The 15,333-nt window shown below is 59.7% G+C and carries 11 protein-coding genes and 1 pseudogene; 5 read left to right on the forward strand and 7 right to left on the reverse strand.

Annotated elements, in window-relative coordinates; all coding sequences use genetic code 11:
- Positions 1-41: 41 nt before the first annotated feature.
- Both ygjJ and ygjK read left to right on the forward strand, forming a co-directional pair.
- Positions 42-1,100, forward strand: a complete 1,059-nt coding sequence (ygjJ, locus tag K2184_RS13005) for a protein YgjJ (protein ID WP_064356193.1) — start codon at positions 42-44, stop codon at positions 1,098-1,100.
- Positions 1,101-1,117: 17 nt separating this feature from the next.
- Positions 1,118-3,469: an alpha-glucosidase gene (ygjK, locus tag K2184_RS13010; RefSeq protein ID WP_163524785.1), complete on the forward strand. Its 2,352-nt coding sequence runs from the start codon at positions 1,118-1,120 to the stop codon at positions 3,467-3,469.
- 96 nt (positions 3,470-3,565) lie between these two features.
- Here ygjK and lsrG read toward each other — a convergent pair whose 3' ends face one another.
- The 6 genes and pseudogenes from lsrG to lsrA all read right to left on the reverse strand — a co-directional run bounded on the left by lsrG (position 3,566) and on the right by lsrA (position 9,291).
- Positions 3,566-3,862, reverse strand: a complete 297-nt coding sequence (gene lsrG, locus K2184_RS13015) for a (4S)-4-hydroxy-5-phosphonooxypentane-2,3-dione isomerase (RefSeq protein WP_004105938.1) — start codon at positions 3,860-3,862, stop codon at positions 3,566-3,568.
- Positions 3,859-4,746: a 3-hydroxy-5-phosphonooxypentane-2,4-dione thiolase gene (gene lsrF / locus K2184_RS13020; RefSeq protein WP_004105939.1), complete on the reverse strand. Its 888-nt coding sequence runs from the start codon at positions 4,744-4,746 to the stop codon at positions 3,859-3,861. Before lsrF ends, lsrG begins: the two co-directional genes overlap by 4 nt.
- Before the next feature lie 11 nt (positions 4,747-4,757).
- A complete protein-coding gene (gene lsrB / locus K2184_RS13025; RefSeq protein WP_016808027.1) occupies positions 4,758-5,771 on the reverse strand; it encodes an autoinducer 2 ABC transporter substrate-binding protein LsrB in 1,014 nt (337 codons plus the stop codon).
- Positions 5,772-5,778: 7 nt separating this feature from the next.
- Positions 5,779-6,772, reverse strand: a pseudogene (lsrD, locus tag K2184_RS13030) (autoinducer 2 ABC transporter permease LsrD).
- Positions 6,773-7,807, reverse strand: coding sequence for an autoinducer 2 ABC transporter permease LsrC (lsrC, locus tag K2184_RS13035; protein ID WP_016808028.1), 1,035 nt, complete (start codon positions 7,805-7,807; stop codon positions 6,773-6,775).
- The gene (gene lsrA / locus K2184_RS13040) at positions 7,804-9,291 is read right to left on the reverse strand and encodes an autoinducer 2 ABC transporter ATP-binding protein LsrA (RefSeq protein WP_004105943.1); all 1,488 of its coding nucleotides are present in this window, start codon (positions 9,289-9,291) and stop codon (positions 7,804-7,806) included. Before lsrA ends, lsrC begins: the two co-directional genes overlap by 4 nt.
- Before the next feature lie 219 nt (positions 9,292-9,510).
- Here lsrA and lsrR point away from each other — a divergent pair, with 219 nt between their 5' ends.
- From lsrR to K2184_RS13055, 3 genes are all read left to right on the forward strand, one after another.
- The gene (lsrR, locus tag K2184_RS13045; RefSeq protein ID WP_004105944.1) at positions 9,511-10,482 is read left to right on the forward strand and encodes a transcriptional regulator LsrR; all 972 of its coding nucleotides are present in this window, start codon (positions 9,511-9,513) and stop codon (positions 10,480-10,482) included.
- A 38-nt stretch (positions 10,483-10,520) separates the two neighbouring features.
- Positions 10,521-12,113, forward strand: coding sequence for an autoinducer-2 kinase (lsrK, locus tag K2184_RS13050; RefSeq protein WP_004115701.1), 1,593 nt, complete (start codon positions 10,521-10,523; stop codon positions 12,111-12,113).
- Positions 12,114-12,327: 214 nt separating this feature from the next.
- Positions 12,328-14,349 carry an NADPH-dependent 2,4-dienoyl-CoA reductase gene (locus tag K2184_RS13055; RefSeq protein WP_047720605.1) on the forward strand — a complete coding sequence of 674 codons (2,022 nt, stop codon included), beginning with the start codon at positions 12,328-12,330 and terminating at the stop codon, positions 14,347-14,349.
- 153 nt (positions 14,350-14,502) lie between these two features.
- Here the strand turns inward: K2184_RS13055 and K2184_RS13060 are convergent, their stop codons facing one another.
- Positions 14,503-15,330, reverse strand: a complete 828-nt coding sequence (locus K2184_RS13060; RefSeq protein WP_053064443.1) for a hypothetical protein — start codon at positions 15,328-15,330, stop codon at positions 14,503-14,505.
- Positions 15,331-15,333 lie beyond the last annotated feature (3 nt).

Below are 15,333 nucleotides of genomic sequence, written 5' to 3' on the forward strand. Positions count from 1 at the left end.
TTTTTCTTAAACAAAAAACCACAGTACCTCTAAATAAAATGATGAAAAAGAACAGGCCTATTTACTGGGCGCTTGCCGCCCTGGCTTTTTGCACACCGGCTATTGCCGTCGATGTGGCGCATCCGGCGGAACATGATGACATGAAAACGCCTGAACTTAATGCCACCTCATACCGTTTTTACGGTGAATTGGGGGTTGGCGGATATATGGATCTAGAAGGCGAGGACAAGCATAAATATAGTGATGGCACCTATATTGAAGGCGGACTGGAAATAAAGCATGGCAGCTGGTTTGGTTTAATTTATGGCGAAGGCTGGACGGTTCAGGCCGATCGTCAGGGAAATGCCTGGGTAGCGGACCATGGCTGGGGCGGATTTGAAGGTGGAATAAACCGCTTCTACGGCGGATATAAAACCGAGAGCAGCACCGAGATTATGCTCAGCCTGCGCCAGGATTCATCGCTCGACGATCTGCAGTGGTGGGGCGATTTCACGCCCGACCTCGGCTACGTGATCCCCAATACGCGCGATATCATGTACGCGCTCAAGGTGCAGAACCTGGCGGGAGATTTTCGCTACAGCGTGACCGCGACCCCCTCCGGGCACCACGATGAAGGCAAAGCGTGGCTCCATTTCGGCAAATACGACCGCTACGACGATAAATATACCTACCCGGCGATGGTCAACGGCTACATCCAGTACGATCTCGCGAACGAGGTGACCTGGATGAATGGGCTTGAGGTGACGGATGGGACCGGCCAGCTATTTTTGACCGGTATTCTCACCCCCAACCTCGCCGCCCGCGCCTGGCATCATACCGGGCGCGCCAGGGGAAAAGACGTGCCGGGAACGGAGACCGGCTTTATGGCCAGCGCTATGTATGAAGCGCTCAAGGGCGTGTATCTCTCTACCGCCTATAGTTACGCCAAACACCGCCCGGATCGCGCCGCCGAGGAAACCACCTCGTTTATGCAGTTCGGCATCTGGTACGAATACGGCGGCGGACGTTTTGCCACCGCTGCGGACAGCCGCTTCTACATGAAAAATGCCTCCGGCAACCCGAGCGATCAGGTTTTCCTGATGCAATATTTCTATTGGTAAAAAGGGATATCAATACCGTGAAGATTACCACTACTCTTACGCCGCTGGCCTGCGCCCTACTGCTAAGCTTTTCCGCCCACGCGCTGACCGCGGATGACTTTAAAAATGTTATCAACCGCAGCGGCGCGCCGCAGGCGATGCAGGATTTTGATAACGATGACCACCAGCGCTTCAACCCGTTTTTCGATTTGGGCGCATGGCATGGGCATCTGCTGCCTGATGGTCCGGCCACCATGGGCGGATTTCCCGGACCCGCGCTGCTCACTGAGGAGTACATCAACTTTATGGCGACCAATTTCGATCGCCTGACGGTATACCAGAACGGCAAAAAAGTCGCCTTCACCCTGCAGGCCTGGAGCCTGCCCGGCGCGCTGGTGCAAAAGCTCTCCGCTGCCGGGGTACAGATCGAGATGACCCTACGCTTTGCCAGCGCGCACACCTCTTTACTGGAGACTAAAATCACCAGTAGCAGCCCGCTTAAGCTGGTCTGGGACGGCGAGTTGCTGGAGAAACTCTCCGCCAAAGAGGGGAAACCGCAGTCAACGCAAACCATCGACCAGGCTTTCCCGGACTATCAGCGCCGCCTGAGCGCGACCCACGACGGCCTGACCGTCAGCTTCGGCAAAGTCCGCTCCGCATCGGATTTAATGACCTCCGGCGAATCGCAGTATCAGATCCATCGCTCCCTGCCGACGGTCACCCAAATCGACGGCCATCGATTCACCAGCAGCGCGCAAATCAACGGCTCGACCACGCTCTATACCACCTACTCGCACCTGCTGAACGCCGAGCAGGTTCGGCTCGAGAAAGCGCAAATCCGCGATATTCTTGCGCGACCGGTACACTATCTGCGCGCTTCCGAGGCGCGCTGGAACGGCTATCTGCAAAAGGGGCTGACCAATCCTGATGCTACGGCGCAGCAAACCCGGGTGGCGGTAAAAGCGATCGAAACCCTTAACGGTAACTGGCGCGCGCCGGGCGGCGCCGTTAAGCACAACACCGTCACGCCATCGGTAACCGGGCGCTGGTTCTCAGGCAACCAGACCTGGCCGTGGGATACCTGGAAGCAAGCCTACGCCATGGCCCACTTCAACCCGGAGATCGCGAAAGAGAACATCCGTGCCGTCTTCTCCTGGCAGATTGCCGCCGACGATAAAGTGCGGCCGCAGGATGCCGGGTTCATTCCGGATCTGATCGCCTGGAACCTGAGCCCGGAACGCGGCGGCGACGGCAGCAACTGGAACGAGCGAAATACCAAACCGAGCCTGGCGGCCTGGTCGGTGATGGAAGTCTATAACGTTACGAAAGATAAAGCCTGGCTGGCGGAGATGTATCCGAAGCTAGTGGCCTACCATGACTGGTGGCTGCGCAACCGCGACCACAACGGCAACGGCGTGCCGGAGTACGGCGCGACCCGCGATAAAGCGCACAACACCGCCGATGGCGCGATGCTGTTTACCGTGAAAAAGGGCGATAAAGAACGGACGCTTTCCGGCCTGAAAACCTACGAGCAGGTGACGGCGAAAGGCGATTACGACAGCCTGGAGATCCCGGCGCAGGTGGCCGCCTCCTGGGAGTCGGGGCGCGACGACGCGGCGGTTTTCGGCTTTATCGATAAAGATCAGTTGGATAAGTACATTGCTGGCGGCGGCAAGCGTAGCGACTGGACGGTGAAATTTGCTGAAAACCGGGATAAAAGCGGCAATCTGCTCGGCTATTCGCTACTGCAGGAGTCGGTCGATCAGGCCAGCTACATGTACAGCGACAACCACTATCTGGCGGAGATGGCGGCCCTTCTCGGCAAGCCGGAGGAGGCAAAACGCTACCGGGCGCTGGCGAAAAAGCTCGCCGACTATATCAACACCTGCATGTTCGACCCGCAGAGCAAATTCTATTACGACATTCGCATTGAAGCGCAGCCGCTGGCAAACGGCTGCGCCGGTAGGCCGATCGTCGAGCGCGGCAAAGGCCCGGAGGGCTGGTCGCCGCTGTTCAACGGCGCAGCCACTCAGGCGCATGCCGATGACGTCATTTCGGTGATGCTGGACGCCAAAGAGTTCAACACGTTCGTACCGCTGGGTACCGCCGCATTAACGAATCCGGCGTTTGGCGCGGATATTTACTGGCGCGGCCGCGTGTGGGTGGACCAGTTCTGGTTCGGCCTGAAGGGGATGGAGCGCTACGGCCACCGCGAAGAGGCGCTGCAGCTGGCGGACGCCTTCTTCAGGCACGCCCGGGGGCTCACCTCCGATGGCCCGATTCAGGAGAACTACAATCCGCTCACCGGCGCTCAGCAAGGCGCGCCGAACTTCTCCTGGAGCGCGGCGCATCTGTACATGCTGTATAACGAGTTTTTCCGTAAACCATAGGCTACTAACCCTCTCCCACAGGGAGAGGGAACGGTCCGGCTCCCGATTTAACAGACGGCTCCTCTTTTCCCCTCTTCCCGTAGGAGAGGACTCGTCTTACACCTCCGGCAGCAGGCCGATAAAGCTGCGTTTCTGCCGCGGCTGCGACATCAGCGCCTCCAGCTTCTCTACGCAGGCCAGATAGTGCGGGGTTTTCTTGTGCGCCAACACCGCTTCATCATCTTTATAGGCTTCATAAATAAAAAAGCGCGTCTTCACCTCCGGGTCCTGCAGGACATCAAAGCGAAGATTGCCCGGCTCCTGCAGCGCCCCTTCGTGGTTGGCGCGGAATACCTCAAGAAACTCGTCGACCCGTTCCGGTTTGATATTGATTTCTACCAGCGTTACGTTCATTGCAGCTCTCCCTGTTTTTCCTCCTGCCAGAACTGATACGCCTCGCGGGCGCTCAGGTTCTCATGCACCACTTTTTTCACCGCCTTCAGCATCGCGCGCGGCGCGCTGGACTGGAAGATGTTCCGCCCCATATCGACGCCGGATGCGCCCTGGTCAATCGCCCGCCAGCACATCTCGAGCGCCTCCTGCTCCGGCAGCTTTTTACCCCCGGCGATGACGATCGGCACCGGGCAGCTGGCAGTCACTTTCTCAAAGCCTTCCTCAACAAAGTAGGTTTTTACAAACTGCGCCCCCATTTCAGCGGCAATGCGGCTGGCCAGCGAGAAGTAGCGGGCGTCGCGGGCCATCTCTTTACCCACCCCGGTTACCGCCAGCACCGGCATACCGTAGCGGTTGCCGGCGTCCACCAGCTTGATGATGTTGTTGATGGACTGATGCTCATGTTCGCTGCCGATATAGACCTGCGCCGCCACCGCGCAGACGTTCAGGCGCAGCGCATCTTCCATCGCCACCGCCACGCACTCGTTGGAAAGTTCACTGAGGATCGAGTTGCCGCCGGAAGCGCGCAGCACCACCGGTTTGTTGGTCGCGGCTGGCACCTGACTGCGCAGTACGCCGCGGGTGCACATCAGCACGTCGGTCTCCTCGAACAGCGGCGCGATAGAGAGATCGATACGCTCCAGACCGGTAGTCGGCCCCTGAAAATAGCCGTGATCGAACGCCAGCATCACCGTGCGATTGCTCTGCGGATTAAAGATACGCGCCAGCCGCGACTGCATCCCCCACTCCAGCGACCCACAGCCCTTCAGCGTATAGAGCGTGTTCTGCTGCGGACGGTCTAAGCCGAAGTTTTTTCCCTCTTTGATATCGTCTAAATCAGCCATCTCATCCTCCATCAGAAATCGTAGTTATTGATATTCTCTTTGGTGAACACCACCCGCTCCGGCAGCAGCACGATGCCGTTGCCTTTCGCTTCATACTGATAACCCTGCACGCTGTTGGGCTCGACTTTCAGGGTGCCGAGATCTTTCACATCAACGCTGTCGCCGACGTTAAGATCGCCCTTTTTCAGCAGACGATCGGCGACGTTAACCGCGATCTTGCCTTGCTGTACCACGTCCCACAGGCCGAAGGCTTTTACCGTGCCGCGCTCTACATAGGGGCGCATCACGTTCGGGGTACTGAAGCCGACAATCGCCACGCCCTGGCGCTTAAGGTTCTCTGCCGCCTGGGCGGCGGCCGGAAGCGCGTTGGCGTCCGGGGCGATAATGGCGTCGAGATCCGGGTACGCTTTTAAGATCCCCTCGGCGGTTTGCAGCGATTTGGTAGCATCGTTATAGCCAAACTGCGTGGTCACCACTTCCCACTGCGGATGCGCTTTTTCAATTTTGGCTTTCGCCTCTTTTACCCATTGGTTCTGATCGGTCACCGTTGGGCTGGAGTAGAAAAACGCGACTTTGGCGGTGGGTTTCGTCACCTGTTTTTCCGCCATCTCCACCAGCAGGCCGCCAAGCTGCTGCGGCGTCCCCTGGTTGATATAGATGCTGCGGCACTCCGGTTTGGTATCGGAGTCCCAGGTCAGAACCTTGACCCCGCGCTGCATCGCCCGCTTCAGCGCCGGGCACAGGCCGTCCGGCGATACGGCGGAGACGATAATCGCGTTGTAGCCCTGGTTGACGAAGTTGTTGATCAACTGCACCTGGCCGGAGACGCTCGGTTCGGTCGGGCCGTCGTAGGTGACGTCCACGTCGAGCGCTTTGCCCGCCTCTTTCGCGCCGTTACCGCCGCTGGTAAAGAAGCCGACGCCGACCAGCTTAGGAATAAAGGCGATGCGGTCCGCCGCCTGAGCGGTTGCCACGCTTAACGCCAGCGCCAGGGCGCTCGTTTGCAGGATTCGTTTGGTTTTCATCGTATGTTTATGCTCCGATTGTCTTATGCGCGAGAAAGACGCCGCCAGGTCATCCGCACCCACTCACGGTGCAGACTCAGCGAACGCCCCATCACCACCACAACCAACAGCGCCCCTGACAGCGCGCTCGACACCTGGTTGGGGATGCCGACCATTTGCAAACCTTGTTGTAAATAGCCCACCAGCAGCGCGGCAAGCGCCGTGCCGACGATCGAGCCGAAACCGCCGTAGATATTGGCCCCGCCGAGCACCGCGGCGGTCAGCGCCGGCATCAGCAGGTCGCGGCCTAAGTCCGAGCGCGCCGAGCCGAAATAGGAGACCATCACCAGCGCCGCCACCGCCGACGCCACGCCCACCAGGCCATACAGCGCGTAGGGCATCCCGTTAACGGAAAGCGCGGCGTAGCGCGCGGCGCGCGGGTTCTGGCCAAGCAGAAAAAGGTGCCGCCCAAAGCGCCCGCGGTGGGCCAGCAGCCAGAAGAAAAAGGTGATAACGGCGAACAGCACCAGCGGTATCGGCAGGCCGAACAGGGTCAGATTGGCGAAGGCGGTAAAGCTATCCGGGAATCCGCCGATGCCTTCGTAGCCGGTCGCCCCGGCCATGCCCGAAAGCAGCAGCGCGCCGCCGCCGTAGAGGTACAGGGTGCCAAGGGTAATCACCAGCGGGCTAATACCGGTGTAGTGAATCAGCGCCGCGTTCAGCAGCCCGCACAGCAGGCCGAGCAGCAGCGTCAGGGGGATCGCGAGGCTCATTGGCCAGCCCGCCTGCATCATCACCCCCAGCGCGATGGCGCACAGGCCGATAGTGGAACCGAGCGAAATATCAATCCCGCCGCTGATGATCACCAGCGTCAGCGGCAGCGCCACGATGCCGATGCAGATAAAGTCGCTGGTGCTGAACAGCAGCATATTGAGATCGAGCATGCGCGGATTGAGGGTGCCAAACAGCAGGATCTCCACCACCAGTAATCCCAGCAGCGCGCTTTCCCAGTTGAGCTTCATTTACGCCACCTCTTTATTTTTGCGTTCAGGAAACGGGGCCACGCGCTTGCCCCCTTTATTGCCGGGCTGAAAGCGACTGTATTTCAGCGCCCGCTGATGGCGGGTCAGCGCCTGACGCAGCCGCCCGTCGAGCACCAGTACGCCGAGCAGCACCAGGCCGGCAATGAAGTCGTTCCACCACGCCGGGAGACGAAACAGCACCAGCACGGTATCGATTTGGGTGAGGAAGAAGGCGCCGAGAAAAGCACCGAGCAGCGTGCCGGTACCGCCCAGCAGCGAGATCCCGCCGAGCACGCAGGCGGCGATGGCTTTCATCTCCAGGCCGCTGCCGGTCTGATTGGGCACAAAGCCAATCTGCGCGGCGAACACAATCCCGGCGCAGGCCGCCAGCATGCCGTTAAGGGTGAATGCCAGCATCCGCGTGCGGTTCACCGCCACCCCAAGCTGGCGGGCAGCGGCAAGGTTATCGCCGACGGCGTAAAAATCACGGCCAAAGGCAGTACGCGATAGTATCCAGCCGCCCGCCAGCAGTAGCGCCAGCACCAGCCAGCCCAGCGGAGAAATGCCGATGAATGCCGGTTCCGACAGCGCTTTCAGGCTGTTCGGCAAACCTTCAATCCACTTACCGCCGGTCCACAGCAGCATCACCCCGCGATAAAGGCCGAGGGTGCCGAGAGTGGCGACAATCGCCGGGATGCGCAGCCCCACCACCAGCAGGCCGTTAAAGGCGCCAGCCAGCGCGCCGATCGCCAGCGCAAAGGCGATGGCGGTCATCAGCCCATACCCGCTATTTAGCGCCACGCCTGTCGCGATAGCGCTCAGGCCAACGGTGGAGCCCACCGAAACGTCAATATTGCGGGTGAGCATCACCAGCGTCGCCCCCAGCGCCAGCAGGCAAAGGATTTGCGAGCTGGCGAAAATCATGCCCAGGGTTTGTAAGCTGAAATAAGCCGGGTTGAGCGCCACCAGCCCGGCAAACAGCACCACGATGGCGAGGAAGGCGCTCAGTTCGCGATTCTTTAATAACGTTTTCATGCCTGCCCTCCGAAGGCCAGGGTCATCATCCGGTCAACGCTGACCGCCTGCTGCGCCAGCTCGCCGCTCTGCCTGCCCTGATGCATTACAACCACCCGATCGGCCAGGCCAACGAACTCGTCGAGATCGCTGGAGATCATCAATACCGCCACGTTCTGCGCGGCGACGCTTTTCAGCAGCTGATAGATGTCGGCGCGGGCGGAAACGTCCACGCCGCGGGTCGGTTCATCGACGATCAGCAGCAGCGGGTTAGCCTCCAGGCAGCGCGCCAACAGTACCTTCTGCTGGTTACCGCCGGAGAGCGTGCGCACCGGGCGATCGCCATCGGCCATTTTGATCCCCAGCGCCCGGTGATAGCGCTCCACCACCGCCGCTTCGCGCCGGTTCTGCTGCCACAGCGACGGTTGGTTAAACATCACCGTGTTCCAGCGCACCGGCGCATCGAGAAACAGGCCGGAAACCTGTCTGTCCTCCGGCAGATAGACCAGCCCGCTGGCCAGCCTGGCGCGCGTGCTGTCGCGGCTGATATCGCGGTTTTCCAGCCACACCCGCCCTGCGCGAGCCGGTCGCAGACCATAGAGCGTTTCAGCAAATTCGGTACGCCCGGATCCGACCAGCCCGGCGAGGCCGACGATCTCCCCGGCGCGGATCTCCAGATTGAGATCGATAAAGCCCTCTCCGGTCAGATCTTCGACCCGCAGCACCGGAAAATCCTGCGCCTGAGTGCGACGATTGCCCGGCAGCGCCAGCCACAACTTTTGCGTGTCGCTCAGGGCTCGATCGCGACTGACCGGCGTCATTGCGCCAATCAGCTGGTTGTCGCCGTAGTGCGCGGTTTCCCCGCTCAGCACCACCGCGCCATCGCGCATCACCGAAACGTGGCTGGCGACCTGGCGGATCTCCGGCAGCTTGTGCGAGATAAACACGATCCCGACACCGAGCGCCTGCAAAGAGCGGATCTGGCGAAACAGGCGATCGGTTTCTCCCGGTGTCAATGAGGCGGTGGGCTCATCGAGGATCAGGATCTGCGCGTCGCGCATCAGCCCGCGCAGGATCTCCACCATTTGCTGATCGGCCACTTCCAGCGTGCTGGCCGCCGCCTCAAGGTTAAGCTGGCAATTAAGCTGCTGAAGCTTTTCCTGCAGATGGGCCTCGTTATCCGCCCGCTTCGGCAGACGAAAAAGAATATTTTCCCGCACCGTCAGATTGGGGAATAACATCGGTTCCTGCGGCACCAGATACACGCCCTGCTGATGGGCCTGGGCGGGAGTAAGGCGCGCAAATGTACGTTCGCCGAGGATGAGCTCACCGCTGTCAGGGGTCTCTACCCCGGCAATAATCTTCATCAGCGTCGATTTTCCGGCGCCGTTGCCGCCCATCAGCGCGTGCACCTGGCCGGAAAGCAGCGTGAAATCAATATGCTTCAGCACGGTCACGCCGGAGAACTGTTTGCAGATTTGGCGAGCTTCAAGCAGTGGCTTCATCATCGCGCCTCGTTTTGAACAAAAGATTTTTTGAATTAATAATGTTCAAAAGCGTAGACGGTGAACTATATTTACAACCGTGCAACGATCACAGTTTTATGCTTTCGATCGTTTGAATAAAACCAGCGAACAACGAAAGATCGGTTTTGCCAGTCGGCTCACATTTTCCGACCACGCAATAACGAACATATGATCTAAATTTTTATAAGAGTTCACTTTATGAGCGAAAAACGCATTACGGAAGAGAGCCGCTACGCCGGGCTGGCGTTAGCCGAGGAGGAGCTGGTGGCGCGGGTGGCGTGGTGTTACTACCACGACGGTCTGACGCAGAACGACATCGGCGAGCGTTTAGGGCTGCCGCGGTTAAAAATCTCCCGCCTGCTGGAAAAAGGCCGCCAGTCGGGAGTGATCCGCGTACAGATTAATTCGCGCTATGAGGGCTGTCTGGCGCTGGAAACCGAACTCCAGCAGCGCTTTGGCCTGAAAATCGCCCGCGTGCTGCCGGCGCTCAATACCCCGCCGATGAACACCCGCCTGGGGATTGGCGCGGCGCAATCGTTAATGGGCGTGCTGGAGCCAGGACAACTGCTGGCGGTGGGCTTTGGCGAAGCCACCATGAGCTGCCTGCAGCATCTGAGCGGGTTTATCGGTTCCCAACAGGTTCGGCTGGTGACGCTTTCCGGCGGCGTAGGTCCGTATATGACCGGCATTGGCCAGCTGGATGCCGCCTGTAGCGTCAGCATGATCCCCGCGCCGCTGAGGGTGTCATCGGCGGATGTAGCGGAGATCCTGCGCCGGGAATCGAGCGTACGCGATGTGATCCTGGCCGCCACGGCGGCGGATGCGGCAGTGGTAGGTATCGGCGCCATTGACCAGCGCCGGGACGCCACCATCCTGCGCTCCGGCTACATCAGCGAAGGCGAGCAGCTGATGTACGCCCGCAAAGGCGCGGTCGGCGACATTTTAGGTTATTTCCTGCAGGCCGACGGTAAACCGGTTGAAGGGCTGGAGATCCATCGGGAACTGCTCGGCGTCACCCTTGATGAACTGGCCCAGCTGCCGACCATCGTGGGCGTCGCCGGGGGCACAGAAAAAGCGCAGGCGATTTACGCGGCCCTTATCGGCAAGCGGATTAATGGCCTGGTAACGGAAGAGACAACAGCACGCGCGGTGCTGACGCTGGCCTCATAAATGGCCCTGCGCCGCGCAACATGAGCGAGGCGCATGTCATGAGTTACCTGTTAGCGTTAGATGCCGGGACCGGCAGCGTTCGGGCGGTCGTATTCGATCTCCAGGGCCGTCAGATTGCGGTCGGTCAGGCCGAATGGAAGCACCTGAGCGTGGACAATGTCCCCGGCTCGATGGAGTTCGATCTCAGCGTCAACTGGCAGCTGGCCTGTCAGTGTATCCGCCAGGCGCTGGCCGCCGCCCATCTCTCTGCGGCGGATATTCAGTCCGTGGCCTGCTGCTCGATGCGTGAAGGCATCGTGCTTTACGACCGCAACGGCGAGGCCATCTGGGCCTGCGCCAACGTTGACGCTCGCGCCAGCCGCGAGGTGGCGGAGCTCAAAGAGATCCACGACGACCGTTTTGAATCCGAAGTGTACAGCGTGTCGGGGCAGACCCTGGCGCTGAGCGCCATGCCGCGTCTGCTTTGGCTGGCCCACCATCGCCCGGATATCTACCGCAAAGCGGCGACCATCACCATGATCAGCGACTGGCTGGCGGCGAAGCTCTCCGGCGAGCTGGCGGTCGACCCTTCTAACGCCGGAACCACCGGCATGCTCGACCTGTTCAGCCGCGACTGGCGCCCGGCGCTGCTGGATATGGCCGGACTGCGGGCCGATATTCTCTCGCCGGTCAAGGAGACCGGCAGCGTACTGGGGGCGGTGACCGACGCAGCGGCGGCGCAAAGCGGGCTGCGCGCAGGCACGCCGGTGGTGATGGGCGGCGGCGACGTCCAGCTCGGCTGCCTGGGTCTCGGCGTGGTGCGCGCCGGGCAGACGGCGGTGCTCGGCGGCACTTTCTGGCAGCAGGTGGTTAACCTGCCGGAAGTCCGTACTGACCCGGAGATGAATATTCGCGTTAACCCGCACGTCATACCCGGCATGGCGCAGGCGGAGTCCATCAGCTTTTTTACCGGCCTGACCATGCGCTGGTTCCGTGATGCTTTCTGCGCAGAAGAGAAGCTCATTGCCGAGCGGCTTGGCGTTGACGCCTACAGCCTGCTCGAAGAGATGGCCAGCCGCGTACCGGCGGGTTCCCACGGGGTGATGCCGATTTTCTCTGACGCCATGCACTTTAAGCAGTGGTACCACGCTGCACCATCGTTTATTAACCTCTCCATCGACCCGGAAAAATGCAATAAGGCCACGCTTTTCCGTGCGCTGGAAGAGAACGCGGCAATTGTCTCCGCCTGCAACCTGGCGCAGATTTCGCAGTTTTCCGGCGTGCAGTTTGATAGCCTGGTCTTTGCCGGCGGCGGTGCAAAAGGGGCGCTATGGAGCCAGATCCTCAGCGATGTCACCGGTCTGCCGGTGCGGGTGCCGGAGGTCCGCGAAGCGACGGCGCTCGGCTGCGCGATCGCCGCCGGCACCGGCGCCGGGCTATACGCCGATATGGCGACAACGGGTGAGAAACTGGTGAGCTGGTACCGGGAATTTACGCCTAATCCCGCGCATCGGGAACTGTATCAGGAGATGATGACCAAATGGCAGTCGGTGTACGCCGAGCAGCTCGGTCTGGTGGACAGCGGATTGACGACCTCCATGTGGCAGGCGCCGGGTCTGGCGCGCCGCGAGCGCGTTGCCCCCTCACCCTAAGCCTCTCCCCGACAGGAGAGAGAACAGTCCGGGCTTCACTGGCCCCCCTGCGCTATTCCGCCCTTCTCCCTTTCCCGGTGGGAGAAGGGAGAACCTTCCGCCGTTCTTTGAATCCCATCACAATCGCCGCACTCCCCTTTTCCCTTTTTGCCCGCGGCGGCTAAATTAGTAACTCATCCGACCACATAACAATAATTTTACACTGGAAGAGATTATGAGCCGCTACCCGTCGCTTTTCGCCCCGCTTGAGCTGGGGTTCACTACGCTCAAAAACCGCGTGTTGATGGGCTCAATGCATACTGGCCTGGAGGAGCTCCCGGATGGCGCGCAGCGGCTGGCGGCTTTTTACGCCGAGCGCGCCCGCCACGGGGTAGCGCTGATCGTCACCGGCGGAATTGCCCCCGCCCCTTCCGGCGTCACCATGGCGGGTGGGGCGGTGCTTAACGACGCCAGCCACCTCTCCCATCATCGCTATATTACCGACGCGGTACACGAGGAGGGCGGCAAAATCGCCCTGCAGATCCTGCATACCGGGCGCTACAGCTACCAACCGAAGCTGGTGGCCCCTTCCGCTCTGCAGGCGCCAATCAACCCCTTTACGCCTCACGAACTGAGCCACGAAGAGATCTTACAGCTGATCGATGATTTTGCCCGCTGCGCCCAGCTGGGGCGAGAAGCCGGGTACGACGGCGTCGAAGTGATGGGCTCGGAAGGCTATCTGATTAACGAATTTCTTGCCGCGCGCACCAACCTTCGCGACGACCAGTGGGGCGGCGACTACGCCCGACGCATGCGTTTTGCCATAGAGGTGGTCAGAGCCGTGCGGGAGCGCGCAGGCAACGACTTTATTATTATCTATCGTCTGTCAATGCTTGACCTTGTCAGCGGCGGCAGCACCCTGGCGGAAGTCACCGAGCTGGCAAAAGCCATTGAGGCCGCAGGGGCAACGATTATCAATACCGGCATCGGCTGGCACGAGACGCGTATTCCCACCATCGCCACACCGGTACCGCGCGGCGCCTTTAGCTGGGTCACCCGTAAGCTGAAAGGCGCGGTGTCGATCCCGCTGGTCACCACCAACCGGATTAACGATCCCGATGTGGCGGAAGCGATCCTGGCTCGCGGAGACGCCGATATGGTATCGATGGCCCGCCCTTTCCTCGCCGACAGCGAATTTCTCTCCAAAGCACAAAGCGGACGGGCGGAAGAGATCAATACCTGCATCGGCTGCAACCAGGCCTGCCTCGATCGGATCTTCGCCGGCGAGGTCACCTCGTGCCTGGTCAACCCGCGCGCCTGCCATGAAACCCTGATGCCGATAGCGCCCGCGACCACGCCGAAGCGGCTGGCGGTGGTCGGCGCTGGTCCTGCCGGGCTGGCCTTTGCGGTTAACGCCGCCTCGCGCGGACATCAGGTTACCCTTTTTGATGGTCATTGCGAGATTGGCGGCCAGTTTAATATCGCCAAGCAGATCCCCGGCAAAGAGGAGTTCTACGAAACCCTGCGCTACTATCGCCAGATGCTCGATCTTCACGCTGTCGATCTGCGATTGAATACCCACGTCACGGCCGGGGATCTGCGGGCATTTGATGAAATCGTCCTCGCCACCGGGATCGCCCCGCGGATGCCGGATATCGCCGGGATCGAGCATCCCAAAGTGCTGAGCTACCTCGATGTCCTGCGCGATAAAGCGCCGGTAGGCGAGAAGGTGGCGATTATCGGCTGCGGCGGGATCGGCTTTGATACGGCCATGTACCTCAGCCAGTCCGGCATTGCCACCAGCCAGAATATCGGCGAGTTCTGTGCAGAATGGGGGATCGATACCAGCCTGCAGAACGCCGGCGGACTGCGCCCGGAGGGGATGCAGCTGGCTAAAAGCCCGCGCCAGATCGTGATGCTGCAGCGCAAAACCAGCAAGCCCGGCGACGGGCTGGGGAAAACTACCGGCTGGATCCATCGCGCTACCCTGCTGGCCCGCGGCGTCAAAATGATCCCCGGCGTCAGCTATCAACGGATCGATGATGCCGGCTTACATGTGACGATCGGCGGCGAATCTCAGGTGCTTAACGTTGATCATGTGATTATCTGCGCCGGTCAGGATCCCCGCCGCGAGCTGGCCGATCCGCTGCGGGCGGCGGGTAAAACGGTACATTTGATCGGCGGCTGCGACGTGGCGATGGAGCTGGACGCCCGGCGGGCTATCGCTCAGGGCACCCGGCTGGCGCTGTCGATTTAAAAGTTCATGCTCAGACAATCGCGAGCGCCATAGCTAAACTCGCGATTGTCATTTCCCTGCGTGAGGCGGTACATCACTATCGCCCCATCCTGATACAAACGGCAATCTTGATATTGCTGGCTGCGATAGCTTCAATCAGCAATTTTCCCCATCTTAAAATTGACAGTCTTTTGGCGTAAACGACAGGTCACGCGTCTCATACCCCTGCGCAAAGCGGACTATCATTTTTAAATCAAGCGAGCTCGCCACATCGTTGGCGCAATAACGCGAGTAAAGTTTTTTAGCGTGCGCGTAGTAGAGCGCCATCGGTAAATTGGCCAGCTTTGTCTGGCGAACATGGTGTTCAACAATCAAGGTGTGCTGATCAAAATAGATGTCGGTGAGGGAAGTATTATTATCGATTTTTATCGGCAGCGGGATCTTACTCTTATCTTCCATGACCGATTGATAAAACGCCTGCCAGAGGATATTGCGGGTGTGCTTCTGCGCCTGTTTCAGGCCCAGACAGGATGAATGGAAAAGCACGAGCACAATGAGATACAGCGTTAACGTTCGCTTATTAATATATGTACTGTCATCAATCCCGATGACTTTATGTTTACGCCGCATCCAGCAGGCAATGATTCCGCGGCAAAAACAGAGTAACCAGATCGTGGTCCCTGCCAGCCAGGCCACATTAAAGCTGCGTTCGGGCGGAAATAACTCCACCGCCAGTTGATCGATAAAATAAAGAACCAGCGCCATGACAGCGCAGGCGCGGCTATATTTATAGATTCCGAAGGCCATTGCTGCCCACAGGACAGCGAATAGCAGATTATACCCTCCACCGGTATTATCACTAAACCCGAGCCAGCCAGAGCCAGTGATGTATATATAAACTATGCATTGTATAACGCAAACAAATACGGCAGGATGCCTGCCTAAGACAATTTTGCGCGGAGTGGCGGCTCCATTACTGTATTCATCTTCCTGATGATTCATATT

This window comes from Klebsiella sp. K5-306 (genome assembly GCF_051835185.1).
Classification (GTDB): Bacteria; Pseudomonadota; Gammaproteobacteria; order Enterobacterales; family Enterobacteriaceae; genus Klebsiella; species Klebsiella oxytoca.

Excerpts from the sequence above, each read along its gene's own strand:
- ygjJ (WP_064356193.1), top strand. The coding sequence starts at position 42 with ATGAAAAAGAACAGGCCTATTTACTGGGCGCTTGCCGCCCTGGCTTTT.
- lsrG (WP_004105938.1), bottom strand. The coding sequence starts at position 3,862 with ATGAACGTAACGCTGGTAGAAATCAATATCAAACCGGAACGGGTCGAC.
- lsrF (WP_004105939.1), bottom strand. The coding sequence starts at position 4,746 with ATGGCTGATTTAGACGATATCAAAGAGGGAAAAAACTTCGGCTTAGAC.
- lsrB (WP_016808027.1), bottom strand. The coding sequence starts at position 5,771 with ATGAAAACCAAACGAATCCTGCAAACGAGCGCCCTGGCGCTGGCGTTA.
- lsrC (WP_016808028.1), bottom strand. The coding sequence starts at position 7,807 with ATGAAAACGTTATTAAAGAATCGCGAACTGAGCGCCTTCCTCGCCATC.
- lsrA (WP_004105943.1), bottom strand. The coding sequence starts at position 9,291 with ATGAAGCCACTGCTTGAAGCTCGCCAAATCTGCAAACAGTTCTCCGGC.
- lsrR (WP_004105944.1), top strand. The coding sequence starts at position 9,511 with ATGAGCGAAAAACGCATTACGGAAGAGAGCCGCTACGCCGGGCTGGCG.
- lsrK (WP_004115701.1), top strand. The coding sequence starts at position 10,521 with ATGAGTTACCTGTTAGCGTTAGATGCCGGGACCGGCAGCGTTCGGGCG.
- K2184_RS13055 (WP_047720605.1), top strand. The coding sequence starts at position 12,328 with ATGAGCCGCTACCCGTCGCTTTTCGCCCCGCTTGAGCTGGGGTTCACT.
- K2184_RS13060 (WP_053064443.1), bottom strand. The coding sequence starts at position 15,330 with ATGAATCATCAGGAAGATGAATACAGTAATGGAGCCGCCACTCCGCGC.